Origin of the sequence: Streptomyces sp. NPDC048644 (genome assembly GCF_043199105.1) — a bacterium.
Taxonomy (GTDB): domain Bacteria; phylum Actinomycetota; class Actinomycetes; order Streptomycetales; family Streptomycetaceae; genus Streptomyces.
In genome coordinates, this window is record NZ_JBICVO010000005.1 from 335,166 (window position 1) to 357,956 (window position 22,791).

Below are 22,791 nucleotides of genomic sequence, written 5' to 3' on the forward strand. Positions count from 1 at the left end.
GCCGTATCCACCCCCTCCGCCCGATGCGGCAACACCCCGCGACCTTGATCGACCAATTCCCATTCTGCGGGAAATGTCGGCTTAGTCTACTTATGCGTCAATCAGAAACCCGGGAAGGACGGCCGCAGCATGCCCGCAGACCTCGCCGTCATCGGACTAGGTCACCTCGGCCTCCCCCTCGCCCAGGCCGCCACCGCGGCCGGCATCAAAACCGTCGGCTACGACCCCGCACCGCACGCCGCCGCGCCCTCAGGCGCCGACGGGCCGCTCTCGGCGACCGAGATGCGCCGGCTCCTCGCGGCGGGCTTCCGCACCACCACCGACCCCGCCGCGCTCGGCAAGGTCCGCACCGCCGTCATCTGCGCGCCCACCCCGCTCGGCGAGGACCGCGCACTGGACCTGACCGGCATCGCCGACGCGGCCCGCGCGCTCGCCGCCCAGCTGCGCCCGCACACCACGGTCGTCCTCGAATCCGCCGGGTACCCCGGCACCACCGAGGAATTCCTGCGCCCGCTGCTCGAAGAGGGCTCAGGACTCACCGCGGGCCGCGACTTCCACCTCGCCTGCTCCCCCAGCAGGCACGACCCGGGCAACCGCGGCCACCGCTACGGCAACACCCCCAAGGTCATCGGCGGCCTCACCCCCGCCTGCACGGAAGCCGCCGCCGCCTTCTACGGCCGCCTCACCGACAAGGTCGTACGCGCCCGCGGCCCCCGCGAGGCGGAGACCGCCAAGCTCCTGGAGACCAACTACCGCCACATCAACATCGCCCTGATGAACGAGATGGCGGTCTTCTGCCACGACATCGGCGTCGACCTCTGGGACGTCATCCGCTGCGCCGAAACCAAACCGTTCGGCTTCCAGTCCTTCCGCCCCGGGCCCGGAGTCGGCGGCCACGCGGCCCCCGTCGACCCCAACTACCTCGCCTACAAAGGGCGTTCACTCGGCTACCCGCTCCGCATGGTCGAACTCGCCCAAGAGGTCAACACCCGCATGCCGCGCTACATCATCCAGCGCTGCGCCACGCTCCTCAACGAGCACGGCAAGTCCGCCCGCGGCGCCCGGGTCCTGCTGCTCGGCGTCACCTACAAGCCGGACATCGGCGACCAGGAGGGCTCCCCCGCCCGCGAAATCGCCGCCCGCCTCATGGAACTCGGTGCGCACATCACGTACCACGACCCCTACGTCCCCCACTGGACGGTCCTCGACCGCCCGGTCCCCCGCGCCGACTCCCTCTACGAAGCCGCCACCGGCGCCGACCTCACGGTCCTCCTCCAGCCCCACCGCACCTACGACCTCCAGGGCCTCTCGGTCAAGGCCCAACTCCTCCTGGACACCCGCGGCGCCACCCCGACCGGCACCGCACACCGCCTGTAACCGCACCCAGCAAAAAGACCGGCCCGCCGACACACGTCGGCGAGCCGGTCTCTGCCTGTCTCCACCCCCACTCAGGGGCGGGCGCCCGCCCCACAACCCACCCCGCTCCCGCCGCCAGGCGGGTTCAGAACAACGGACGAGGCACGGTGGGACAGACGGCAACGTGGGGAAAAACCCGCGTCAGCGGTTGTCGTGCTGCGACGGCGCCACCGTCACCTCGACCCGCTGGAACTCCTTCAGCTCGGAGTAGCCGGTGGTGGCCATCGCCCGGCGCAGCGCACCGAAGAAGTTCATCGAACCGTCCGGGGTGTTCGACGGGCCGAGCAGCACCTCCTCCGTCGTGCCGACCGCACCGAGGTCCATCCGCTTGCCGCGCGGCACGTCCTCGTGCACGGCCTCCATGCCCCAGTGGTGACCGCGGCCGGGCGCGTCGGTCGCGCGGGCCAGCGGGGAGCCCATCATCACGGCGTCCGCACCGCAGGCGATGGCCTTCGGCAGGTCGCCGGACCAGCCCACGCCGCCGTCGGCGATGACGTGGACGTAGCGACCGCCGGACTCGTCCATGTAGTCCCGGCGCGCAGCGGCGACATCGGCCACCGCCGTCGCCATCGGGACCTGGATGCCCAGGACGTTACGGGTGGTGTGCGCGGCGCCGCCGCCGAAGCCGACCAGCACACCGGCAGCGCCGGTCCGCATCAGGTGCAGCGCGGCGGTGTACGTGGCGCAGCCGCCGACGATGACCGGGACGTCCAGCTCGTAGATGAACTGCTTGAGGTTCAGCGGCTCGGCGGCGGACGACACGTGCTCGGCCGAGACCGTCGTCCCGCGGATCACGAAGATGTCCACGCCGGCGTCCACCACGGCCTTGGAGAACTGCGCGGTGCGCTGCGGCGAGAGCGCGGCGGCGGTGACGACACCCGAGTCGCGCACCTCCTTGATCCGCTGGCCGATCAGCTCTTCCTTGATCGGCGCTGCGTAGATCTCCTGGAGCCGCTTGGTGGCCGCGTCGCTGTCCAGCTCGGCGATCTCGGCGAGCAGCGGCTCCGGGTCCTCGTAGCGCGTCCAGAGCCCTTCCAGGTTCAGGACGCCGAGGCCGCCCAGCTCGCCGATGCGGATGGCGGTCTGCGGGGAGACCACCGAGTCCATCGGAGCCGCCAGGAACGGCAGGTCGAAGCGGTAGGCATCGATCTGCCAGGCGATCGAGACCTCCTTCGGGTCGCGCGTACGGCGACTCGGTACGACGGCGATGTCGTCGAAGGCGTATGCCCTACGGCCGCGCTTGCCGCGCCCGATCTCGATCTCAGTCACGTTGGTGTGGCCTTTCCCTCTACGTCTGCCGTTCCAGTATCCCCGACACGGCGGAACCCGCGGCCGGGGTCCGGCCGCGGGCTCCGTCGCGAGTGCTAGCGCCGGGAGTAGTTCGGCGCCTCGGTCGTCATCTGGATGTCGTGCGGGTGGCTCTCCTTGAGGCCCGCGGACGTGATCCGGACGAACCGGCCCTTGTCCTTCAGCTCCGGGATGTCGGCGGAGCCGACGTAGCCCATGGAGGCGCGCAGGCCGCCGACGAGCTGGTGGGCGACCGAGGAGAGCGGGCCGCGGTAGGGCACCTGGCCCTCGATGCCCTCGGGCACCAGCTTGTCCTCGGAGAGGACGTTGTCCTGGAAGTAGCGGTCCTTGGAGAAGGACCTGCCCTGCCCGCGGGACTGCATCGCGCCCAGCGAGCCCATGCCGCGGTACGACTTGAACTGCTTGCCGTTGATGAAGACCATCTCGCCGGGCGACTCCTCGCAGCCGGCCAGCAGCGAGCCCAGCATGACGGTGTCCGCACCGGCCGCGATGGCCTTGGCGATGTCGCCGGAGAACTGCAGGCCGCCGTCACCGATCAGCGGCACACCCGCCGCGTGCGCGGCCTGCGCGGCCTCGTAGATCGCGGTGACCTGCGGCACGCCGACACCGGCGACGACGCGGGTGGTGCAGATCGAGCCGGGCCCGACGCCGACCTTGATGCCGTCGACACCCGCGTCGATCATGGCCTGGGCGCCGTCACGGGTGGCGACGTTGCCGCCGACGACGTCCACGCCGATGTTGGACTTCACCTTGGCGATCATGTCGAGGATGCCGCGGCTGTGGCCGTGCGCACTGTCCACGACGAGGAAGTCCGCGCCGGCCTCGACCAGCGCCTGCGCCCGGTCGTACGCCGCGTCGCCGACACCCACGGCGGCACCGACGACCAGCCGGCCCTCGGCGTCCTTGGCCGCGTTCGGGTACTTCTCGGCCTTGACGAAGTCCTTGACGGTGATCAGGCCCTTGAGCACACCGGAGTCGTCGACCAGCGGCAGCTTCTCGATCTTGTGGCGGCGCAGCAGCTCGATGGCGTCCTCGCCGGAGATCCCGACCTTGCCCGTGACCAGCGGCATCGGCGTCATGACCTCGCGGACCTGACGGCTGCGGTCCATCTCGAAGGCCATGTCGCGGTTGGTCACGATGCCGAGCAGCTTGCCCGCGGCGTCGGTGACCGGCACACCGGAGATACGGAACTTCGCACAGAGCGCGTCGGCCTCGGCGAGGGTGGCGTCGGGACGGACCGTGATCGGGTCGGTGACCATGCCGGACTCGGAGCGCTTGACCAGGTCGACCTGGTTGGCCTGGTCCTCGATGGAGAGGTTGCGGTGCAGCACACCCGCACCGCCCTGACGCGCCATGGCAATCGCCATCCGCGCCTCGGTGACCTTGTCCATCGCCGCCGAGAGCAGCGGGATGTTCACCCGTACGTTCCGCGATACCCGGGAGGCGGTGCTGACCGCGTTCGGCAGCACCTCCGAAGCGCCGGGCAGCAGCAGAACGTCGTCGTATGTCAGCCCAAGCATGGCGAATTTGGCGGGCATACCGTCGACGTTGTCACTCATGACACCTTCCCCAATGCTCTTGCCTCAGCGCGGATCTCCATGCTAACGGCCCGCGGAGGTGTCTCATTCCACGAGCGATGAGGGGCTCATCACCCGTAGGTTCCTACGGCCATATCCAGCCAGTTCACAGGGGGTTTCCCGCCGCCGGGCTACTGCTCGGCGAGCGCCCGCAACCGGCTCAGCGCACGGTGCTGGGCGACCCGCACCGCACCCGGTGACATCCCGAGCATCTGCCCGGTCTCCTCGGCCGTCAGCCCGACGGCGACCCGCAGCAGCACCAGCTCGCGCTGATTCTCCGGAAGGTTGGCCAGCAGCTTCTTCGCCCACGCGGCGTCGCTGCTCAGCAGCGCCCGCTCCTCGGGGCCGAGCGAATCGTCGGGCTGCTCGGGCATCTCGTCGGACGGCACGGCCGTGCTGCCGGGCCCGCGCATCGCCGCCCGCTGGAGGTCGGCGACCTTGTGCCCGGCGATCGCGAAGACGAACGCCTCGAAGGGCTTTCCGGTGTCGCGGTAGCGCGGCAGCGCGCAGAGCACCGCGACGCAGACCTCCTGCGCCAGGTCCTCCACGAAGTGCCGGGCGTCACCGGGAAGCCGGGAGAGCCGGGTGCGGCAGTACCGCAGCGCGAGGGGGTGCACATGGGCCAGCAGATCGTGCGTGGCCCGCTGATCGCCCTCGACGGCGCGTGCGACGAGATCGCCGATCTCCTGCTTGCCGTCATCGCGCATCGGTCCATGGTGCCTTGGTGCGGCACCGGGTTCGGCACCGCCCTCGTCGTTGTGCACTGAACCGTTACGAGCCGCTGCATTAGCACGCACGTCCCACGCCTCCCCCGATCGGGTTGTGCCCATGCCGACCCCGAGTCCTCGCCGGTAGCGTGTATCCGTGCCGTGAGGCACCGGGTAGGGCTTGTCCGTCATGAGGTCTCTTCTGGCCGAGTGAGAAGCCCCGGCCTCCGCCGGGGAGGAGTCACACGTCAAGGATGCGGCATCCCGTGACGTTTCGGCGCCGAGCGTCGTACAACGGGGCTACGACGGCCGCCACCCGAACCAGCGGCGGCCCGCCGTAACCCCGTCGCTCAGCAGGTCAGCGGACGAGCCCCCAGCGGAAGCCCAACGCCACCGCGTGCGCCCGGTCGGATGCGCCGAGTTTCTTGAAGAGACGCCTGGCGTGCGTCTTGACCGTGTCCTCGGACAGAAACAGCTCGCGGCCGATCTCGGCGTTCGAGCGGCCGTGGCTCATCCCCTCCAGCACCTGGATCTCGCGGGCGGTGAGCGTCGGTGCGGCGCCCATCTCGGCGGACCGCAGCCGGCGTGGGGCGAGCCGCCACGTCGGATCGGCGAGCGCCTGGGTCACCGTCGCCCGCAGCTCGGCGCGCGAGGCGTCCTTGTGCAGATAGCCACGGGCACCGGCGGCGACCGCGAGCGCGACGCCGTCCAGATCCTCGGCCACCGTGAGCATGATGATCCGGGCACCGGGGTCGGCGGACAGCAGCCGCCGCACGGTCTCGACGCCGCCGAGTCCGGGCATCCGTACATCCATCAGAATCAGATCCGAGCGATCGGCACCCCAGCGGCGGAGGACTTCCTCGCCGTTGGCAGCCGTCGTCACACGCTCGACGCCGGGGACGGTCGCAACCGCCCGGCGGAGCGCTTCTCGGGCAAGCGGGGAGTCGTCGCAGACGAGGACGGAAGTCATGACCGTCCTCCGCAGCTGATGCGCGTCACCTTGAGCCTCCAGGCTGGTACGTATCGTCACCTGTGCGATTGACGGCCTCGGACACCTGCCCGAGGTCTACCTCTGTCAACCGCCTCCGCACACTCAACGACGGTCACTCGAAAGAGTTACGGGTTCGACGACCGACTTCGGCACGCTGCGTAAGGGCCTGGATACGCAGACGGAACAGCGGACGGCCGCCACCTCGCGCGCACCCTATGCCCTATTTGGCTCTCTTTCTTCCATTTTCCTGCCAGGTGAGGCTAGATTCGCAATGAGTCATATTTACATCTACTTACACAGTAGATGTACGTTCTTGAGCACCGAGCCCGATACAGCATCGCTTCGAGGGGACAAGCAATGGCAGATTTCTCCCGCCTCCCGGGCCCGAACGCAGACCTCTGGGACTGGCAGCTGCTGGCCGCCTGCCGCGGCGTGGACAGTTCACTGTTCTTCCACCCCGAGGGCGAGCGCGGAGCGGCCCGCAGCGCGCGTGAGACATCGGCGAAGGAGGTCTGCATGCGCTGCCCCGTGCGGGCCGAATGTGCGGCGCATGCCCTGGCCGTCCGCGAGCCCTACGGGGTCTGGGGCGGCCTGACCGAGGACGAGCGCGAGGAGCTGATGGGCCGGGCCCGCCACCGGCTGATTCCCGCGACCACGCTGGCCGGCCCCGCAGGTCCCGGCGTCGACTGACATCCAGGGAGCGCAATCACCCAGGAGAAACGTTCCTGCACCTCGGCCCGCGCACCCGTCCCGCACGCACGGGCGGAGTGTGGCTGCGGCCTTCGCGGGTGGCCGGGCGACGTTCGGGTCACCGTCCGGCGGCGCGCACCAGTTGGTCGAGCATGGCGTCGACCGCGGGCACCCTGGCCAGGTCGGGCAGCGTGAGCGCGACGATCTCGCGGTGCACGGGAGGCTCCAGGCGCACCGCTCTGGCCCCCTTGGGGCGTACCGACTCCACGGCGAGTTCGGGCAGCGCCGCCACCCCGAGACCCGCGCCGACCAGGCCGATCACGGCGGGGTAGTCGTCGGTGGCGAAATCGATGCGCGGGGTGAAGCCGGCGCTCTCGCAGACCTCCACCAGGTGCCTGCGGCACCGGGGGCAGCCCGCGATCCACGGCTCGTCGGCCAGGTCGGCGAAGCTCGCCGCGCCTGCCGCGGCCAGCCGGTGGCCCGTCGGCACCAGCCCGATCAGCCGGTCGGCGAGGATCGGCCTGACCACCAGGTCGTCCCACTCCGCCCCGGCCTCGGGGTCGGCGCCGCGTACCTCCGGATAGCGGAAGGCCAGCGCGATTTCGCAGTCGCCGTTGCGGAGCATCTCGATGGAGCGCGGCGGTTCGGCCTCCACCAGGGAGACGCGGGTGCGGGGATGGGCCGCGCGCATCGCCCCCAGCGCGGCGGGCACCAGCGTCGAACTGCCCGACGGGAACGACACCAGCCGCACCCGGCCGGCCCGCAGCCCGGCGATCGCGGCGATCTCCTCCTCGGCGGCGGTGAGCCCGGCCAGGATGCCGACGGCGTGCCGTACCAGCGCCTCGCCCGCTTGGGTCAGCCGCATCTCGCGGCCCGCGCGGACCAGCAGCGGGGTGCCGGCGGACTGCTCCAGGGCCTTCATCTGCTGGCTGACGGCCGGCTGGGTGCAGCCGAGTTCGCGTGCGGCGGCGGAGAAGGAGCCGGTGTGGGCGACCGCGCGGAGCACACGGAGATGACGAGCCTCGATCATTCTTCAAGCATAAGCGCGACTTGGAGGGGAACCGTAAATTCCGGACACGGCTTTGAGGAGGGCCACCGTCGGCCCCTTCGTCGCGAGAGACTTCCGGCCCGCTCGCTTACGTTGGCGATATGGAGCCTCAGCACCGTAGGCAGCTGTTGACCGTGAACGTGGGGCGCCCGGCCCCTTCCGCGCACACCGACGCCGACGGCGGGCGCACCGGCTTCGACAAACGGCCGGTGGACGGCCCAGTGACGGTGGCCGCGCCCGGCCCCAAGGGCCTGGCGGGCAGCGGGCTCACCGGCGACTCGGTGGTCGACATCCGCCATCACGGCGGCGACGACCAGGCCGTGTACGCCTACGCCCGCGAAGATCTGGACGTCTGGCAGCACGAACTCGACCGGGAGCTGGCCAACGGCGCCTTCGGCGAGAACCTCACCACCTCGGGTGTGGAGGTCACCGGCGCCCGGATCGGCGAGCGCTGGCGGATCGGCCGGCGGGTGCTGCTGGAGGTGACGTCGCCGCGCGTTCCGTGCCGGACGTTCCAGGGGCGGATGGGCCGCAGTGGCTGGATCAAGCGGTTCACGCAGGCGGGGCTGCCCGGCGCGTATCTGCGGGTGATCGAACCGGGCGAGATCCAAGCGGGCGACGGTGTCGGGCTGGTGTTCCGGCCGGATCACGACATCACCGTGGGGCTGGTGTTCCGGGCGGTGACCACGCGCCGGGAGCTGCTGCCGCGGCTGCTGGCCGCCGGGGACGCGCTGCATCCGGAGGCCCGGGGGCGGGCGCTGGCGTACATCGAGCGGCAGCGGAAGGGGAGTTGAGGGGCGGGTGCGGCGTCCTCGGGTGGCCGGGCGGCGGGGATGGGTGGGTTCATGTCATCCCTGCGGCGGATAGCGTGCCCGTATGACGACTGCATTGATCACGGGAGCGACCGCGGGCATCGGGGCGGCGTTCGCCCGGCGGCTCGCGGGCAACGGCCACAACCTCGTCCTGGTGGCGCGCGACGAGAAGCGGCTGCACGAGCAGGCGACCGAGCTGCACGACCTGCACGGCATCGAGGCGAAGGTGCTCAGCGCCGATCTGGCCACCGAGGAAGGCATCGCCGCCGTCGAGGCCCGGCTGGACGACCGTCAGCACCCGGTGGACCTGCTGGTCAACAACGCGGGCTTCGGCAACAAGGGCGAGTACCTGGAAGTGCCGATGGCCGACGAGCTGACGATGCTGAAGGTGCACTGCGAGGCGGTGCTGCGGCTGACCACCGCCGCGGTGCGCGGCATGCGCGACCGGCGGCGCGGCGCGGTCGTCAACGTCGCCTCGGTCGCGGCGTTCGTGCCGCGCGGGACGTACGGGGCGAGCAAGGCGTGGGTCGTGCAGTTCACGCAGGGCGCGGCGCGCGATCTGGCCGGGAGCGGGGTGCGTCTGATGGCGCTGTGCCCGGGGTTCGTAAGGACCGAGTTCCACCAGCGGGCGGGGATGGGCACGGACAACATCCCCGGCTGGCTGTGGCTGGACGCGGACAAGCTGGTGGACGCGGCGATGAAGGACCTCACCCGCGGCAAGTCGCTGTCCGTCCCCGACCCGCGGTACAAGGCGCTGATGGGCGCGGTGAAGCTGGCGCCGCGCGGGCTGCTGGGCGGCGTCACGTCGCGTACGGGGCGGAAGTACGGGCCCCGCTAGGCCGGTTGAGGACGGTGGGCGGGCGGCGACCGCCCACCCACCGCCCGTCGCTCAGCCGGTGGGGAACGGGATCTCGGTGGCCTCCCCGTCCGCCCATGTCACGTGCAGCAGGCCGGGGGTGACGCGGACGGTGGCCAGGGTGTCGGCGGGTGCCGGGTCGGGGACGTCCGTCAGGGAGGCGAGGGCGAGGAAGAGGGTGCCCTGGGGGTCGTCGGTGACGGTGCCTTCCAGGACGGTGGTGCGGGCGGCGGGGCCGATGAGGGTGCTGCCCGCGGGGATCTCCCGGGGCGGTCCTTCGTAGCCGCGGACGGGGTGGAGCTGGGCGGCCGGGCCTTCAGCGGTGACCGCCCAGCCGGTCTGGCAGACCCGGGTGCCGGGCGCGGCGCCGGTCACCAGGTGGGCGCGGAGTTCGGCGCGGTCGTGCACGAGGGTGGCGGAGTGGATCCGGACGCCGGGCAGCGGTTCGCCGTCGGCCCCGTGCGGGGTGTGCGCGGAGGCGGCCCAGCCGGGGCCTTGCCCTGACGGGGTCACCGGGCCGCGCTGGGTGGGCAGGCCGTCGGCGAGCAGCGCGAAGTGGTTGTCGGTGAGCTGCGCCGGGTCACTGCCTGACGTGCCGTCGGGGTCCGTGCCGTCGGCGGACCCGGGGTGCGCGGGGCCGGTGCGGGTGGAGTAGGCGAAGCGCGCGTAGTACGGGGCGAAGCTGGGGTGCAGGGCGCTGCTGCCGTGGTTGTGCAGGCGCACCAGGCCGTCCGCCGCGGTGGAGTGGACGAGCAGGCCGGTCGGGCCGAGCGGCAGTGCGACGTCGGAGGTCTCGGCGGGCAGCGCCTCCTCGGGCGCGGTCCAGGCCGGGTGGTCGGACGGCAGCAGCAGGCCGACGAAGCCCTTGGACGCCCAGTACGGCGATGCGGGGCCCGAGTACATCTGGATGAGCGGCGGGTACGGGCCGTACCAGCCGAGCGGCAGCAGCCCTTCGTCGCTGACGGCGCCCCGGTCGACGAAGTGGCGCAGCGCTCCGGAGGCGAGGCGGCGGGTGGTGCCGGGGGTGAGGGGCGTGTGTCCGGTGAGCGCGCCGATCCAGGGGGCGGCGGTCGCGGCGAACCGGTAGGTGAGGGAGCGTCCGAACGGCAGGGGCGCGCCGTTGGCGTCGAAGAGGCGGGCGGCGTGCGCGAGGTGGTCGTGCAGCCGTGCGCCGTGCGAGGCGAGCAGGGCGCGGTCGCCGGCGAGGTGGGCGTGCAGCATGGGGTAGAAGTGCAGGGCCCAGCCGTTGTAGTGGTCGAAGGAGCGGTTGGGGCCGTCGCTGTACCAGCCGTCGCCGACGTACCACTCGTCGATCCTGGCCAGTGCCCGGTCGATGGCGGTGCGGGAGCGGTCGGTCTCGATGCCGGCGTCGGCCAGGAAGCCGCCGACGGTCAGGCCGAAGAGCCACCAGTTGTTGTCCATCGGCGAGGGGCCGAGCGCGGGCCGCAGCCAGTCGGCGACCCGCTCGCGCACCTTCTCGTCGAGCCCGTCCCACAGCCAGCGGCGGGTCAGCCGCAGTCCCAGGGCGATGGAAGCGGCCTCGACGTGAGCCTGGTTCACGGCGTCGAGGCTCGGCCAGGATTCGGGGTGCTCGGCCGTCAACTGCCCGTCGGGGACGGGGGATTCGGTGCCGGCGGCCAGGCCCTGTGCGTAGCGGTCGAGGAAGCCGTGCGGATCGTCGCCGTTCGCGCCTGCCACCCGCAGGGCGGCGAGCAGGAAGGTACGGGCGAACCCTTCGAGTCCGTCCGAGCGGGTGCCGGAGAAGCTGGGCCGGCCGCCGGGCAGGAGCAGCAGCCCGTGGCGTGGTGTGGCATGGGCGAGCGCCGCCCGGAGCAGACCGTCGGCGGTCGCTTCCCAGTGGGCGCGGGTCCAGCCGGTGTACGGGCTGAGCCCGCGGTCATCGGCGGGTAGCGGGAAGGGCGGCGAAGCCATGGCGACCTCTCTCACGAACGGGGTGGGGGGCGCACGCCGGAGCGCGGGCCGGTGCTTGACTCCTTCCCCGTACGAACGAAGGATCATGCCGTCAAGTGCCCGCGGAGAGGCCCGCGTTCGTGCGGACCGCGCCGCCGGGCCACCGTGAAGGAGCGTCCCTGCCATGTCTCCCACCCCCGGCCACGGCCCGGGTCAGGCGGCCACGCCCGGCACCCGGCCCGCCCTGCTGCTGTCCATGGGCCCCGGCATGGCCGAACGGCTGCTGGCACCCCGTCACCACGCACGGCTGGCGGCACTCGCCCGTACCGATCCCCGGCTCGTCGCGCACGATCTGACCGCACCCGCGCCCGCGGTCGCCGCCGCGCTGGCCACCGCCGAAGTGCTGCTGACCTGCTGGGACGCGCCGCCGCTGACCGGGCGGGTACTGGAGCGCGCGCCCCGGCTGCGGGCTGTCGTGCACGCCGCGGGTTCCGTCAAGGAGCACATCACACCGGCCTGTTGGGAGCGCGGCATCGCGGTCTCGTCGGCGGCCGGGGCCAACGCGCTGCCGGTCGCGGAGTACACCCTCGCCGCGATCCTCCTCGCCAACAAGCGGGTGCTGCACGCGGCGCGGCGCTACCGGAGCCTGCGCACCGCGCACGACTGGCACCGCGAACTGGCCGCCGCGGGCAACTACCACCGCACCGTCGGCGTCATCGGCGCCTCCCGCACAGGCCGCCGGGTCATCGAGCTGCTGCGCCCGTTCGACCTGCGGGTTCTGCTGCACGATCCGTACGTGGACGCGGCGGACGCGGGGCGGCTCGGGGCGCGTGCGGTGCCGCTCGACGAGCTGTGCGCGGCCAGCGGCGTCGTCTCCGTGCACGCGCCCGCGCTGCCCGCCACCCGGCATCTGCTCGGCGCCGCGCAGCTCGCCCTGCTGCCGGACGGCGCGACGCTGGTCAACACCGCGCGCGGCTCCCTCGTCGACGAGGCCGCGCTCGTCACCGAGCTGCGCGGCGGCCGGATCAGCGCGGTCCTGGACGTCACCGAACCCGAACTCCCGCACCCCGCATCGCCGTTGTACGACCTGCCGAACGTGCTGCTGACCCCGCACGTCGCCGGGTCGCTCGGCGGTGAACTGCACCGGCTGGCCGACCACGCGCTGGACGAGCTGGAGCGCTACACCAGGGGCCTGCCGTTCGCCGAACCCGTACGGGCGGCGGATCTCGGCCATTCCGCCTGAGCCGGGGAGATCCGTCAGAAGCACCCGAGGCCCGGCCCCCGCGAAGGGGACCGGGCCTCGGTCAGGCACTACCGGATCGGCGCTGCCGACTAGTGGGAGTGACCGTGGCCGTGGCTGTGACCGGCCTCGGCCTCTTCCTCCGCCGGCTTCTCGACGACCAGGGTCTCGGTCGTGAGCAGCAGCGAAGCGATCGACGCGGCGTTCTCCAGCGCGGAGCGGGTGACCTTCACCGGGTCGATGACGCCGGCCTTGACCAGGTCGCCGTACTCGCCGGTGGCGGCGTTGAAGCCCTGGCCCTTGTCCTGCTCGGCGACCTTCGCGGTGATGACGTAGCCCTCGAGGCCCGCGTTCTCCGCGATCCAGCGCAGCGGCTCGACGACGGCGCGACGGACGACGGCGACACCGGTGGCCTCGTCGCCCTCCTTGCCGAGGGAGTCGTCCAGCACCTTGGCGGCGTGCACCAGGGCGGAGCCACCACCGGAGACGATGCCCTCCTCGACCGCGGCGCGGGTCGCGGAGATGGCGTCCTCCAGACGGTGCTTCTTCTCCTTGAGCTCGACCTCGGTGGCCGCACCCACGCGGATGACGCAGACGCCACCGGCGAGCTTGGCGAGGCGCTCCTGGAGCTTCTCGCGGTCCCAGTCCGAGTCGGTGGACTCGATCTCGGCCTTGATCTGGTTGACGCGGCCCGCGACGTCGTCGGAGTTGCCGCCACCGTCGACGATGGTGGTGTCGTCCTTGGTGACGGTCACGCGACGGGCGGTGCCCAGCACGTCGAGACCGGCCTGGTCGAGCTTGAGGCCGACCTCTTCGGCGATGACGGTGGCACCGGTGAGGGTGGCCATGTCGCCGAGCATCGCCTTGCGGCGGTCGCCGAAGCCGGGGGCCTTGACGGCCACGGCGTTGAAGGTGCCGCGGATCTTGTTGACGACGAGGGTGGAGAGCGCCTCGCCCTCGACGTCCTCGGCGATGATCAGCAGCGGCTTGGACGAGCCGGCCTGGATGACCTTCTCCAGCAGCGGCAGCAGGTCCTGGATCGAGCCGATCTTGCCCTGGTGGATCAGGATGTACGGGTCCTCGAGGACGGCCTCCATACGCTCCTGGTCGGTGACCATGTAGGGCGAGAGGTAACCCTTGTCGAAGGCCATGCCCTCGGTGAAGTCCAGCTCCAGACCGAAGGTGTTGGACTCCTCGACGGTGATGACACCGTCCTTGCCGACCTTGTCCATCGCCTCGGCGATGAGCTCGCCGACCTGCTTGTCCTGGGCGGACAGACCGGCGACGGCCGCGATGTCGGCCTTGTCCTCGATCGGGCTGGCGGTCGCGAGAAGGTCGTCGGACACGGCCTTGACCGCGGCGTCGATGCCCTTCTTCAGCGCGGCGGGGGAGGCGCCGGCGGCGACGTTGCGCAGGCCCTCGCGGACCAGCGCCTGGGCCAGCACGGTGGCGGTGGTGGTGCCGTCACCCGCGATGTCGTTGGTCTTGGTCGCCACCTCCTTCACGAGCTGGGCGCCCAGGTTCTCGTAGGGGTCGTCGACCTCCACCTCACGGGCGATGGTGACGCCGTCGTTGGTGATGGTCGGCGCGCCGAACTTCTTGTCGATGACGACGTTGCGGCCCTTGGGGCCGATCGTCACCTTCACCGTGTCGGCAAGCTTGTTGACGCCGCGCTCGAGGGCGCGACGGGCGTCCTCGTCGAACTTCAGAATCTTCGCCATGAGTTACGTGTCCTTAGTCGTACTCTCAACGAACTGCGCCCCTGCCCCGGTTGTTTAGACACGGGAACCAGGGGCGCAGATCACAGCAATGCTGGGTGACTTACTTCTCGACGATCGCGAGAACGTCGCGAGCCGAGAGGACGAGGTAGTCCTCGTTGTTGTACTTCACCTCGGTGCCGCCGTACTTGCTGTAGAGCACGACGTCGCCGACGGAAACGTCGAGCGGAAGACGGTTGCCGTCCTCGAAGCGGCCCGGACCGACGGCCAGGACGACGCCCTCCTGGGGCTTCTCCTTGGCAGTGTCCGGAATGACCAGGCCAGAGGCCGTGGTCTGCTCGGCGTCGAGCGGCTGGACCACAATGCGGTCCTCGAGCGGCTTGATGGCAACCTTGGTGCTGGCGGTCGTCACGATCCGACCTCCCCCTTCGGAGATCTCACGGGGTTAACTGTCTGAGGTGGCGACCAGGAGGATCCGTCGTCGCGGGTGCCGGACCAGCCCATCGCCGTGTTTAGCACTCCCCTGCGGAGAGTGCCAACGCCGACACTATGACGCAGTTAGCACTCGGTCAAGCGGAGTGCCAGTCGAGCCTTTGCGCGGGTCGCCGCCCACCAGGCGGTTCCGGTGCCGAACCGGACACACCTGGACCGGACACCGCAACCCTGCCCAGGTCCGCCTCGTCTACCTCTTCGACTGCCGAGCCGACAGCCAGGCCCGTCCCGTCCGGGGACTGCGGCTCCGACGAACCATGGCGGAGGAAACAGGTGCGAGAACCCACGAGTGTGCCCCGGGCGACGGGCGGAGAGGAGAACGAAGCCGAGCGCACCATGACCTTCGCCGCGCTCGCCCAGGCACCCGACCGCCGCAGGACGGAGGCCGGGCTGCTCGCGTTCGCCGTGGCGATCACCGTCTTCGGCTATGCGTACGCCGGTCTGTCGATCAAGGGTGAACTGCCCGACGGGCTGGCCGGCTTCGCCGCCGCCATGATCGGTGTCGCCCTGGTGCCACACCTGGTCGTACGGCGCTTCGCGGCCCGCGCCGACCCGCTGATCCTGCCGCTGGCCACCCTGCTGACCGGCCTCGGCCTGGTCCTGCTGCACCGTCTCGACCTCACCTACGAGGCCAGGCCCTCGCTGCACATGCAGCCGGCGGGCAGCGGCCAGTTGGTGTGGACCCTGATAGGGACGGCGGTCTGCGTCGGCATCCTGATAGTGCTGCGCGATCACCGCTTCCTCCAGCGTTACGTCTACCTGACGATGGCCGTCGGACTCGTGCTGCTGATGGCGCCGGCCTTCTTCGGCGCCGACCAGTTCGGCGCCAAGCGCTGGATCCTGCTCGGGCCGCTGTCGCTCCAGCCGGGCGAGTTCGTGAAGCTGATGATCGCGGTGTTCTTCGCGGGCTATCTGACGGTCAACCGCGACGCGCTCGCCCTGACCGGACGCCGGGTGATGGGCGTCCAGCTGCCGCCCGGCAGGCAGCTCGGGCCGATCTTCACGATCTGGGTCGTCAGCCTGCTGGTGCTGGTCTTCGAACGGGACCTGGGCACCTCGCTGATCTTCTTCGGCGTCTTCGTGATCATGCTGTACATGGCCACCCAGCGGACCGGCTGGGTGGTGTGCGGCCTGCTGATGGCCGTGGTCGGCGCCGCCGTCGTCGGCTCGGCGGAACCGCACGTCAAGGGCCGTGTGATGGCCTGGCTGCACCCCATGGACATCTTCCTCCCCGAGGGCAAGCGACCGCCGGGGCTGATCTCCGACCAGTCGGCGCAGGCGCTGTTCAGCTTCGGCAGCGGCGGCATCGGCGGCAGCGGCCTGGGCCAGGGGCACCCGGAGCTGATCGGCTTCGCGGGCAACAGCGACTTCATCCTCACCACCGTCGGCGAGGAACTGGGCCTGGCCGGGGTGATGGTCGTCCTGCTGCTCTACACGCTGCTCGCCCAGCGCGGGATGCGGGTGGGGCTGACCGCCCGCGACCCCTTCGGCAAGCTGCTCGCCGTCGGCCTCTCCGGTGCGCTGCTGCTCCAGGTCTTCGTCGTCTGCGGCGGCGTCACCGGGCTGATCCCGCTCACCGGCAAGGCCCTGCCGTTCCTCGCCAAGGGCGGCTCGTCGCTGGTCGCGAACTGGGTGATGGTGGCGCTGCTGATCCGGATCAGCGACAGCGCGCAGAAGCGCCGCGAACCGGTGGGCGCCTTCGCGCGGGGCTCGCGGCGCCGCGGCAGGGGCCGGCGCGCGGCGGCCCCGCCGGGCGACGGGTGACGGCCTGGGGGGCGGCCCGCGCCGGCCGCCCCCGCGCCTGGCTACATGTAGTCCTCAAGACGCGCCACCGCGTACCCCTGCCGGGTCGCCGTGTTCAGCACCTCGCGGACCAGGTCGGGCATGGTCGCCGACCAGTCCTCGCGGCCCCGGAAGTGGCTCAGGATGATGTCGCCCGGGTGGAGTTTTCGGTCGTCGCCGCTGTAGTCGAAGTGGTCGGGGAACGCCTCCGTGGCCCACAGCGGGAACGCCTGCACGCCACAGGAGGCCGCGGCCTTGAGGGTGTCAAGCGTGAAGTCGCCGTACGGCGGGCGGAACAGCCGGGGCGTGTGGCCGAGTTCGCGGGTGAGGTTGTCCTGCTGGCCGCAGATCTCGGTGCGCTGGTCGTCGGCGCTCAGTCCTGGCAGGTAGCGGTGGTGCAGCGTGTGGTTGTGCACGCCGTTGCCCAGCTGCTGCGCCGTGCGGAAGTAGGCGTAGCCGGCGCCGTCCTTGGCGAGGTAGTCGCTGAGGAACGCGCTGTAGGGGACCTTCAGCTCGTCCATCATCCGGAGGAAGTCCGGGTCCTTCTCGTAGCCGTCGTCGAGGGTGAGGAAGACGACCTTCTGGTCGGTGGGCACCCGGGAGACGGCCTGCGGCAGTTCCTTGCCGCCGCCCTGCGAGAACCACGGCTCGGTGGTCAGCTCCGGTTTGACGGCCGGCGGTTCGGGGGGCTCCAGCGGCACCGCGTCCAGCCCCCAGCGTTTGGCCGCCGCCACCTTGCGGGCCTGCGCCCGCTCCGCGTGCCGCGCCTGGGTCAGCAGCGCGCGGGCCTCCGGGGCCAGGGCGGCCCGGCGTGCGGCGGGTTCGTTGTCCTGCTGGTCACCGGAGTGTTCCGTGCCGCAGCCTGCGGCCAGCAGTCCGAGGACGCTCAGCGCCGCCAGGCCGCGCGCCCCGCGGGATGCCGTCCCGCTCCGGGCGGGTCTGTGCCCGCTTTTGTGCCGGAAAAATCTGACAAGATGCATAACGCCGGATACTGGCAGCGCCGCCCGCCGCCACGCCGCCCGCCACGCGGCAAGGTCCACCGACCGGCCCACCGCCCCCGGAGCCGGGACGGCACCCCCCGCCGGGCCGTGACACCGGCCCCCGCACCGGCACGCGATGATGGGCGGGTGACCGACCTCGACTCCTTCTCCGCGCTGCTCACCCCCGAGGGACAGGCGCTGCTGGCCGCACTGCACGACCACGACCCGGCCGACGAACTGGCCACCGCGACCAGGCTGCGCCGCGACCACCCCGCGGACCTGGTGTCCGCCGCCCTGGGGCAGGCCCGGCTGCGGCAGCGCGCCGCCGCCAAGTTCGGGGCGGACGCGAGCCGGATGTACTTCACGCAGAACGGCGTCGAGCAGTCCACCCGCGCCACCGTCGCCGCCCACCGCGCCGCCCGGCTCGCCGCGCTGGGCGTGCGCACACTGGCCGACCTGTGCTCCGGGATCGGCGGCGACGCCATCGCGCTGGCGCGGGCCGGGATCCGCGTCCTGGCCGTCGACCGCGACCCGCTGGCCTGCGCGGCGGCCCGCGCCAACGCCGACGCGCTGGGCCTCGCCGAGCTGATCGAGGTGCGCTGCGCGGACGTCACGGAGGTGGAAACCGCGGGGTACGACGCGGTGTTCGTCGACCCTGCGCGGCGTCAAAAGGTGCGGGGCGGCCGGATTTTCGACCCTGAGGCGTACTCGCCGCCGCTGTCCTGGGCCGTCGCGGCGGCCCGTACCGCCCCGTTCGCGGCGCTGAAGATCGCGCCGGGGGTGCCGCACGACGCGCTGCCCGATGACGCCGAGACGGAGTGGATCTCCGACGGGGGCGACGTGAAGGAGGCGGTGGTGTGGTTCGGCACGGAGCCGGGCGCCCGCCGCGCCACGCTGCTGCCGGCCGGCCACTCACTGCTCGGCGCCGGTCTGCCCGACCCGGAGCCAGGACCCGTGGGCCGCTATCTGTACGAGCCGGACGGCGCCGTGATCCGCGCCCATCTCGTCGCGGACGTCGCCCGGCAGGTCGACGGCCGGCTGATCGACCCGACCATCGCGTACGTCACCGCCGACGCGCTGCGCCCGACCCCGTACGCGACCGCCTACGAGATCACCAACGTCCTGCCGTTCCACGTCAAGCGGCTCAGGGCGCTGCTGCGGGAGCGCGGCGTGGGCATCGCGGTGATCAAGAAGCGGGGCTCCGCGGTCGAGCCGGAGGAGCTGCGCAAGAAGCTGAAGCTGCCCGGTGGCGGCAACTCCGCCACGATCTTCCTGACCCGGGTCGCCGGGGCGCCGTCGATGCTGCTCGGCCGGCCGGCCGGGGACGCGGTCACGTGAGGTCGGTGAGGTCCTCGGCGTAGATCCGGGCGAGCGGCTGCGGGCCGACGTACTGCTGGCAGGTGCACTGGCCCGCTTCGTACCTGACCGGCTTGCGGTCGGCGTCCCAGGCGATCGGCAGCTCCACCACCTCGTGGCACTTGCCCTGCTTGTCGTGCTTGGCGAGATGGTGGGTGCAGCCGCACACCGGCTTGGGCTGCTCCTGGGCGGCGGCCAGTTCCTGGCGCTCCTGGCGCACCGTCTCCAGGCGCTCCATCTTGCGCTCGTGGCGGGTGCGCAGCGCCGTACGGGCGGCGTCGGCGACCTTCGCGAAGCCGCCCGCCATGAAGAAGATGAACACCCACCAGAACCAGTCCACAGTTCGTCCCCTCCCGCTCCCCGCCCCTGTGCTGCCGTAGCCAGGGTATGACGTCCCCGCTGCCGGCGGTCCGTCAGGAGTAGAGGTTGTCCTTGCTGATCTCGTGGACGTGATCGTGGTCGTGGGAGTGACCGTGGGAGTGCGGGCCGCCCTCGCCGGGGACGTGCGGTTCGGTCACCGGGAGGGACGAGTCGGCGGACAGGTCCCAGTCCGATGCCGCGCGGTTGCGGGCCACCATCTCGGCGCCCAGGGCGGCGACCATCGCGCCGTTGTCGGTGCACAGCTTCGGCCGCGGCACCCGCAGGGTGATGCCCGCGTCCTCGCAGCGGCGCGCGGCCATCGCCCGCAGCCGGGAGTTGGCCGCGACCCCGCCGCCGATCATCAGGTGGTCGACGCCGTTGTCCTTGCAGGCGCGTACGGCCTTGCGGGTCAGCACGTCGACCACGGCTTCCTGGAAGGACGCCGAGACGTCCGCGACCGGGACCTGCTCGCCGGCCGCCCGCTTGGCCTCGATCCAGCGGGCGACCGCCGTCTTGAGGCCGGAGAAGGAGAAGTCGTAGAGCGGGTCGCGGGGTCCGGTCAGCCCGCGCGGGAAGCGGATCGCCTCGGGGTCGCCCTCGCGCGCGTAGCGGTCGATGACCGGGCCGCCCGGGAAGCCGAGGTTCAGCACCCGTGCCACCTTGTCGAACGCCTCGCCCGCCGCGTCGTCGATGGTCGCGCCCAGCGGCCGGACGTCGGCGGTGATGTCGGGAGCCAGCAGGAGGGACGAGTGGCCGCCGCTGACCAGCAGCGCCATCGTCGGCTCCGGCAGCGCGCCGTGCTCCAGCTGGTCGACGCAGATGTGCGAGGCGAGGTGGTTGACGCCGTAGAGCGGCTTGCCGAGCGCGTAGGCGTACGCCTTGGCCGCCGAGACGCCGACCAGCAGCGCGCCGGCCAGTCCAGGGCCCGCGGTGACCGCGATGCCGTCGAGGTCGCTCGCGGTGACCCCGGCGTCCTTCAGGGCGCGCTGGATGGTGGGGACCATCGCCTCCAGGTGGGCGCGGGAGGCGACTTCGGGCACCACGCCGCCGAAGCGGGCGTGCTCGTCGACGCTGGAGGCGACGGCGTCGGCGAGCAGGGTGTGCCCACGGACGATGCCGACACCGGTCTCGTCGCAGGAGGTCTCGATGCCGAGGACCAGCGGTCCGCCGCGTGAGTCAGCCATGATTCTTCAGTTTCCTTGTGACGGGGTGGTGTCGGGGGCGGAAGCGGCGCCGGGGCCGGTGTCGGGGTCGGGGTCCTCGGTGTCCGGGTCGGTCGCGGTCCTGCGCATGACCAGGGCGTCGATGTTGCCCGGCTGGTAGTAGCCGCGCCGGAAGCCGATCGGCGCGAAGCCGAAGCGTTCGTAGAGGCGCTGCGCGCGGACGTTGTCGACGCGGACCTCCAGCAGCACCTCGTGGCACTCGAAGGCGGTGGCGGCCGACAGCAGCGCGGTCAGCAGCCGGGCGCCGAGTCCGCTGCCCCACTGGTCGCGTGCGGTGGCGATGGTCTGGATGTCGCCGGTGCCGTCCACGGCGGCGAGGCCGCCGTAGCCGACCAGCCGGCCGGCCGGCCCCTCGCCCGACCACCGCCCCTCAACGTCACCGCTGCGCGGCGGCACCTCCAACTCGGCGACCAGGTAGCGGCGGTTGGCGCCGGCGCCGCGCGCGCGTGCCAGCTCGGACCAGAACATCCCGGGCGACCAGGCGTCGTCGGGGAACAGCTCGTGTTCCAGCGCGAGCACCGCGTCCAGGTCCCACCAGCGCATCTCGCGCAGCACCGGGGCGTCCGCTGCGGGTGCGCCGGCCGGCGCTCCGGAGACGGTGCGGGTCACTGGGGGGTGACCACCTTGTAATTGGCCGGCACCTGGGCGTCGGGGCGGCGCAGGTAGAGCGGCCGGTCCGGCAGGAACTCCTCGCCCGCCGCCAGCTTCTCGGCCGCCAGCGCGGCGAGCGCGGCGGCGGACTGGTGCTCGGGCCCCTCGCGCCGTACGCCGGTGAACACCGCGTCGTAGAGCAGCGCGCCGGCGCCGACGGCGGGGACGCCTGCCATCTGCTCGGCGAGGTCGGCCGGGCGGTCCACGGCGGGCTCGGTCAGCCGGGTTCTGGCGTCGGCGTAGCGGGCCCAGTAGACCTCCTTGCGGCGGGCGTCGGTCGCCACCACGAAGGGCTCGTCGAGGCCGGCGGCGTAGGCGAGGCCGTCCAGCGAGCACAGGCCGTGCACGGGGATGCCCAGCGCGGCGCCGAAGGTCGCCGCGGTGACCAGGCCGACCCGCAGGCCCGTGTAGGGGCCGGGGCCGACGCCGACCACGAGGCCGGTGACCGCGTCGAGCTTCGTTCCGGCCTCGGCCAGTACCCGGTCGACGGCGGGCAGCAGCAGCTCGCCGTGGCGGCGGGCGTCCACCTGGCGGGACTCGGCGATGACCCGGGAACCGTCGTGCAGCGCGACGGTGACGGCGGGGGTGGCGGTGTCAAGAGCTAGCAGCAGCACGCCCTCAAGACTACGGCGCGGCGGGCGGTGCCTGTTCCGGTGCTACGGTCGGCCCGTAGCAGCGGCGTTCGGGCCGCCGGGATCGGGGCTTCCCCTCTGACGGGGAGAGTACGGAAAGGTGGCACAGCGGTGCCCGCTAAGAGCAGCACGATCGTCACCGCTCTCACCGCGGCGGCCCTGGTCGCGGTCGGCGTACTCGGCTACCAGGCATCGGCGTCCGCGCCTGACGACCTGACGCAGGCCCGCAAGGCCGGCGGGCACTCCGCCGCCAAGAGGCCCTCCGGGCAGGACGGGCACGGCAAGAAGGAAGCGCACCCGGCACCTGCCGCCGTCCCCGCGGCGTCGGGCAAGGGCCGCCGGGTCGTCTACTCGCTCGGCGACAAGCGGGTCTGGCTGGTCGGCGCGGACGGCAAGGCCACCCGCACGTACCAGGTCGCGCCGAGCAGCGTCAGCCCGCCGATGGGGGCGTACGCCGTCACCTCGCGTTCGGTGAGCGTCACGGGCTCGGACGGCATCGCGATCGAGCACGTGGTGCTGTTCACCAGCGTCAACGGCGTGGTGATCGGCTTCAGTGCGGCCGTCGACGGCTCGACGCCGGATCCGGGCGCCTCGCAGAAGACCGGCGGGATCCGGGAGACGCGCGATGACGGTGCCGCGCTGTGGAAGTTCGGGCAGACCGGCACGAAGGTCGTCGTCGTCGCCTGACGCGCGCGCAGCGGCGTCACCGGGGCCGCCCGGTCGCTTTCCCGCCACCGGGCCGCCCCTCCCTCACGGACGCCCCTTTCGGGTTACGCCGCGTCGCGGCGCTCGGTGGACGCGGGGTCCGCGGCGCCGTCCTCCCCCTTCGCCGCACGGGCCGCTCCGGCGGCGCGTGCCTCGTCCGGGGCTTCGGGCGGTGTCGATACGGCGCTGGCCGCGGCGCAGGCGGCGAGCAGTTGGCGCATGGTGGGCGGCTGTTCACGTGCGTCGCGCTCATCGCGCCTGGCCGCCGCGAGGGGGGTGCCCCCGCGCCCGTCAGGCGTGGGAGAGGGCTGGTGGGCAGACATGGACGCCTCCCGG

At 72.0% G+C, this 22,791-nt stretch carries 22 protein-coding genes; 8 read left to right on the forward strand and 14 right to left on the reverse strand.

Annotation, left to right across the window (positions count from 1 at the left end; translation table 11 throughout):
• The first annotated feature begins 129 nt into the window (after window positions 1-129).
• Window positions 130-1,377, forward strand: a complete 1,248-nt coding sequence (locus ACGFNI_RS13910; protein ID WP_393683544.1) for a nucleotide sugar dehydrogenase — start codon at window positions 130-132, stop codon at window positions 1,375-1,377.
• A 180-nt stretch (window positions 1,378-1,557) separates the two neighbouring features.
• Here the strand turns inward: ACGFNI_RS13910 and ACGFNI_RS13915 are convergent, their stop codons facing one another.
• The 4 genes from ACGFNI_RS13915 to ACGFNI_RS13930 all read right to left on the reverse strand — a co-directional run bounded on the left by ACGFNI_RS13915 (window position 1,558) and on the right by ACGFNI_RS13930 (window position 5,978).
• Window positions 1,558-2,685 (reverse strand): GuaB3 family IMP dehydrogenase-related protein, encoded by a 1,128-nt coding sequence (locus tag ACGFNI_RS13915; RefSeq protein ID WP_227050149.1) that lies wholly within the window; start codon window positions 2,683-2,685, stop codon window positions 1,558-1,560.
• 95 nt (window positions 2,686-2,780) lie between these two features.
• A complete protein-coding gene (guaB, locus tag ACGFNI_RS13920; RefSeq protein WP_393683546.1) occupies window positions 2,781-4,283 on the reverse strand; it encodes an IMP dehydrogenase in 1,503 nt (500 codons plus the stop codon).
• Between the two features lie 149 nt (window positions 4,284-4,432).
• On the reverse strand, window positions 4,433-5,008 hold the full coding sequence (locus ACGFNI_RS13925; RefSeq protein WP_285229389.1) for a sigma-70 family RNA polymerase sigma factor: 576 nt from the start codon (window positions 5,006-5,008) through the stop codon (window positions 4,433-4,435).
• A 358-nt stretch (window positions 5,009-5,366) separates the two neighbouring features.
• On the reverse strand, window positions 5,367-5,978 hold the full coding sequence (locus ACGFNI_RS13930) for a response regulator transcription factor (protein WP_003948568.1): 612 nt from the start codon (window positions 5,976-5,978) through the stop codon (window positions 5,367-5,369).
• Between the two features lie 378 nt (window positions 5,979-6,356).
• Between ACGFNI_RS13930 and ACGFNI_RS13935 the strand changes: the two genes are divergently transcribed.
• On the forward strand, window positions 6,357-6,689 hold the full coding sequence (locus ACGFNI_RS13935; protein ID WP_393683548.1) for a WhiB family transcriptional regulator: 333 nt from the start codon (window positions 6,357-6,359) through the stop codon (window positions 6,687-6,689).
• 118 nt (window positions 6,690-6,807) lie between these two features.
• Here the strand turns inward: ACGFNI_RS13935 and ACGFNI_RS13940 are convergent, their stop codons facing one another.
• The gene (locus tag ACGFNI_RS13940) at window positions 6,808-7,719 is read right to left on the reverse strand and encodes a LysR family transcriptional regulator (RefSeq protein WP_393683550.1); all 912 of its coding nucleotides are present in this window, start codon (window positions 7,717-7,719) and stop codon (window positions 6,808-6,810) included.
• A gap of 119 nt (window positions 7,720-7,838) precedes the next feature.
• On the opposite strand from ACGFNI_RS13940, the gene ACGFNI_RS13945 reads away from it, so the two are divergent.
• Together ACGFNI_RS13945 and ACGFNI_RS13950 are read left to right on the forward strand one after the other, a co-directional pair.
• Window positions 7,839-8,531 carry an MOSC domain-containing protein gene (locus ACGFNI_RS13945; RefSeq protein WP_393683552.1) on the forward strand — a complete coding sequence of 231 codons (693 nt, stop codon included), beginning with the start codon at window positions 7,839-7,841 and terminating at the stop codon, window positions 8,529-8,531.
• A gap of 82 nt (window positions 8,532-8,613) precedes the next feature.
• Window positions 8,614-9,387: an SDR family NAD(P)-dependent oxidoreductase gene (locus tag ACGFNI_RS13950; RefSeq protein WP_393683554.1), complete on the forward strand. Its 774-nt coding sequence runs from the start codon at window positions 8,614-8,616 to the stop codon at window positions 9,385-9,387.
• Window positions 9,388-9,438: 51 nt separating this feature from the next.
• Here ACGFNI_RS13950 and ACGFNI_RS13955 read toward each other — a convergent pair whose 3' ends face one another.
• Complete coding sequence (locus ACGFNI_RS13955; protein WP_393683555.1) at window positions 9,439-11,337, reverse strand: DUF2264 domain-containing protein; 1,899 nt, start codon at window positions 11,335-11,337, stop codon at window positions 9,439-9,441.
• 163 nt (window positions 11,338-11,500) lie between these two features.
• On the opposite strand from ACGFNI_RS13955, the gene ACGFNI_RS13960 reads away from it, so the two are divergent.
• Window positions 11,501-12,559: a hydroxyacid dehydrogenase gene (locus ACGFNI_RS13960; RefSeq protein ID WP_393683557.1), complete on the forward strand. Its 1,059-nt coding sequence runs from the start codon at window positions 11,501-11,503 to the stop codon at window positions 12,557-12,559.
• 89 nt (window positions 12,560-12,648) lie between these two features.
• Here the strand turns inward: ACGFNI_RS13960 and groL are convergent, their stop codons facing one another.
• Complete coding sequence (gene groL, locus ACGFNI_RS13965; RefSeq protein ID WP_393683559.1) at window positions 12,649-14,277, reverse strand: chaperonin GroEL; 1,629 nt, start codon at window positions 14,275-14,277, stop codon at window positions 12,649-12,651.
• 100 nt (window positions 14,278-14,377) lie between these two features.
• The gene (groES, locus tag ACGFNI_RS13970) at window positions 14,378-14,686 is read right to left on the reverse strand and encodes a co-chaperone GroES (protein WP_227050159.1); all 309 of its coding nucleotides are present in this window, start codon (window positions 14,684-14,686) and stop codon (window positions 14,378-14,380) included.
• A gap of 416 nt (window positions 14,687-15,102) precedes the next feature.
• Between groES and ACGFNI_RS13975 the strand changes: the two genes are divergently transcribed.
• On the forward strand, window positions 15,103-16,530 hold the full coding sequence (locus ACGFNI_RS13975) for an FtsW/RodA/SpoVE family cell cycle protein (protein WP_393683880.1): 1,428 nt from the start codon (window positions 15,103-15,105) through the stop codon (window positions 16,528-16,530).
• A gap of 41 nt (window positions 16,531-16,571) precedes the next feature.
• Here ACGFNI_RS13975 and ACGFNI_RS13980 read toward each other — a convergent pair whose 3' ends face one another.
• On the reverse strand, window positions 16,572-17,528 hold the full coding sequence (locus ACGFNI_RS13980; RefSeq protein WP_393683561.1) for a polysaccharide deacetylase family protein: 957 nt from the start codon (window positions 17,526-17,528) through the stop codon (window positions 16,572-16,574).
• A gap of 147 nt (window positions 17,529-17,675) precedes the next feature.
• Here ACGFNI_RS13980 and ACGFNI_RS13985 point away from each other — a divergent pair, with 147 nt between their 5' ends.
• Entirely contained in the window at window positions 17,676-18,866 is a 1,191-nt protein-coding gene (locus ACGFNI_RS13985; RefSeq protein WP_393683563.1) for an SAM-dependent methyltransferase, read from the forward strand.
• Here the strand turns inward: ACGFNI_RS13985 and ACGFNI_RS13990 are convergent.
• From ACGFNI_RS13990 to tsaB, 4 genes are all read right to left on the reverse strand, one after another.
• Complete coding sequence (locus ACGFNI_RS13990) at window positions 18,859-19,224, reverse strand: hypothetical protein (protein ID WP_393683564.1); 366 nt, start codon at window positions 19,222-19,224, stop codon at window positions 18,859-18,861. The genes ACGFNI_RS13985 and ACGFNI_RS13990 overlap by 8 nt on opposite strands.
• Before the next feature lie 73 nt (window positions 19,225-19,297).
• Window positions 19,298-20,428: a tRNA (adenosine(37)-N6)-threonylcarbamoyltransferase complex transferase subunit TsaD gene (gene tsaD / locus ACGFNI_RS13995; protein WP_393683566.1), complete on the reverse strand. Its 1,131-nt coding sequence runs from the start codon at window positions 20,426-20,428 to the stop codon at window positions 19,298-19,300.
• A 6-nt stretch (window positions 20,429-20,434) separates the two neighbouring features.
• Complete coding sequence (locus tag ACGFNI_RS14000) at window positions 20,435-21,010, reverse strand: GNAT family N-acetyltransferase (protein ID WP_393683882.1); 576 nt, start codon at window positions 21,008-21,010, stop codon at window positions 20,435-20,437.
• A 62-nt stretch (window positions 21,011-21,072) separates the two neighbouring features.
• Window positions 21,073-21,732 carry a tRNA (adenosine(37)-N6)-threonylcarbamoyltransferase complex dimerization subunit type 1 TsaB gene (gene tsaB, locus ACGFNI_RS14005; protein WP_393683568.1) on the reverse strand — a complete coding sequence of 220 codons (660 nt, stop codon included), beginning with the start codon at window positions 21,730-21,732 and terminating at the stop codon, window positions 21,073-21,075.
• Window positions 21,733-21,861: 129 nt separating this feature from the next.
• On the opposite strand from tsaB, the gene ACGFNI_RS14010 reads away from it, so the two are divergent.
• Window positions 21,862-22,437: a hypothetical protein gene (locus tag ACGFNI_RS14010; RefSeq protein WP_393683570.1), complete on the forward strand. Its 576-nt coding sequence runs from the start codon at window positions 21,862-21,864 to the stop codon at window positions 22,435-22,437.
• 83 nt (window positions 22,438-22,520) lie between these two features.
• On the opposite strand, the gene ACGFNI_RS14015 is transcribed toward ACGFNI_RS14010, so the two are convergent.
• Entirely contained in the window at window positions 22,521-22,778 is a 258-nt protein-coding gene (locus ACGFNI_RS14015; protein ID WP_393683571.1) for a hypothetical protein, read from the reverse strand.
• Window positions 22,779-22,791: the final 13 nt, after the last annotated feature.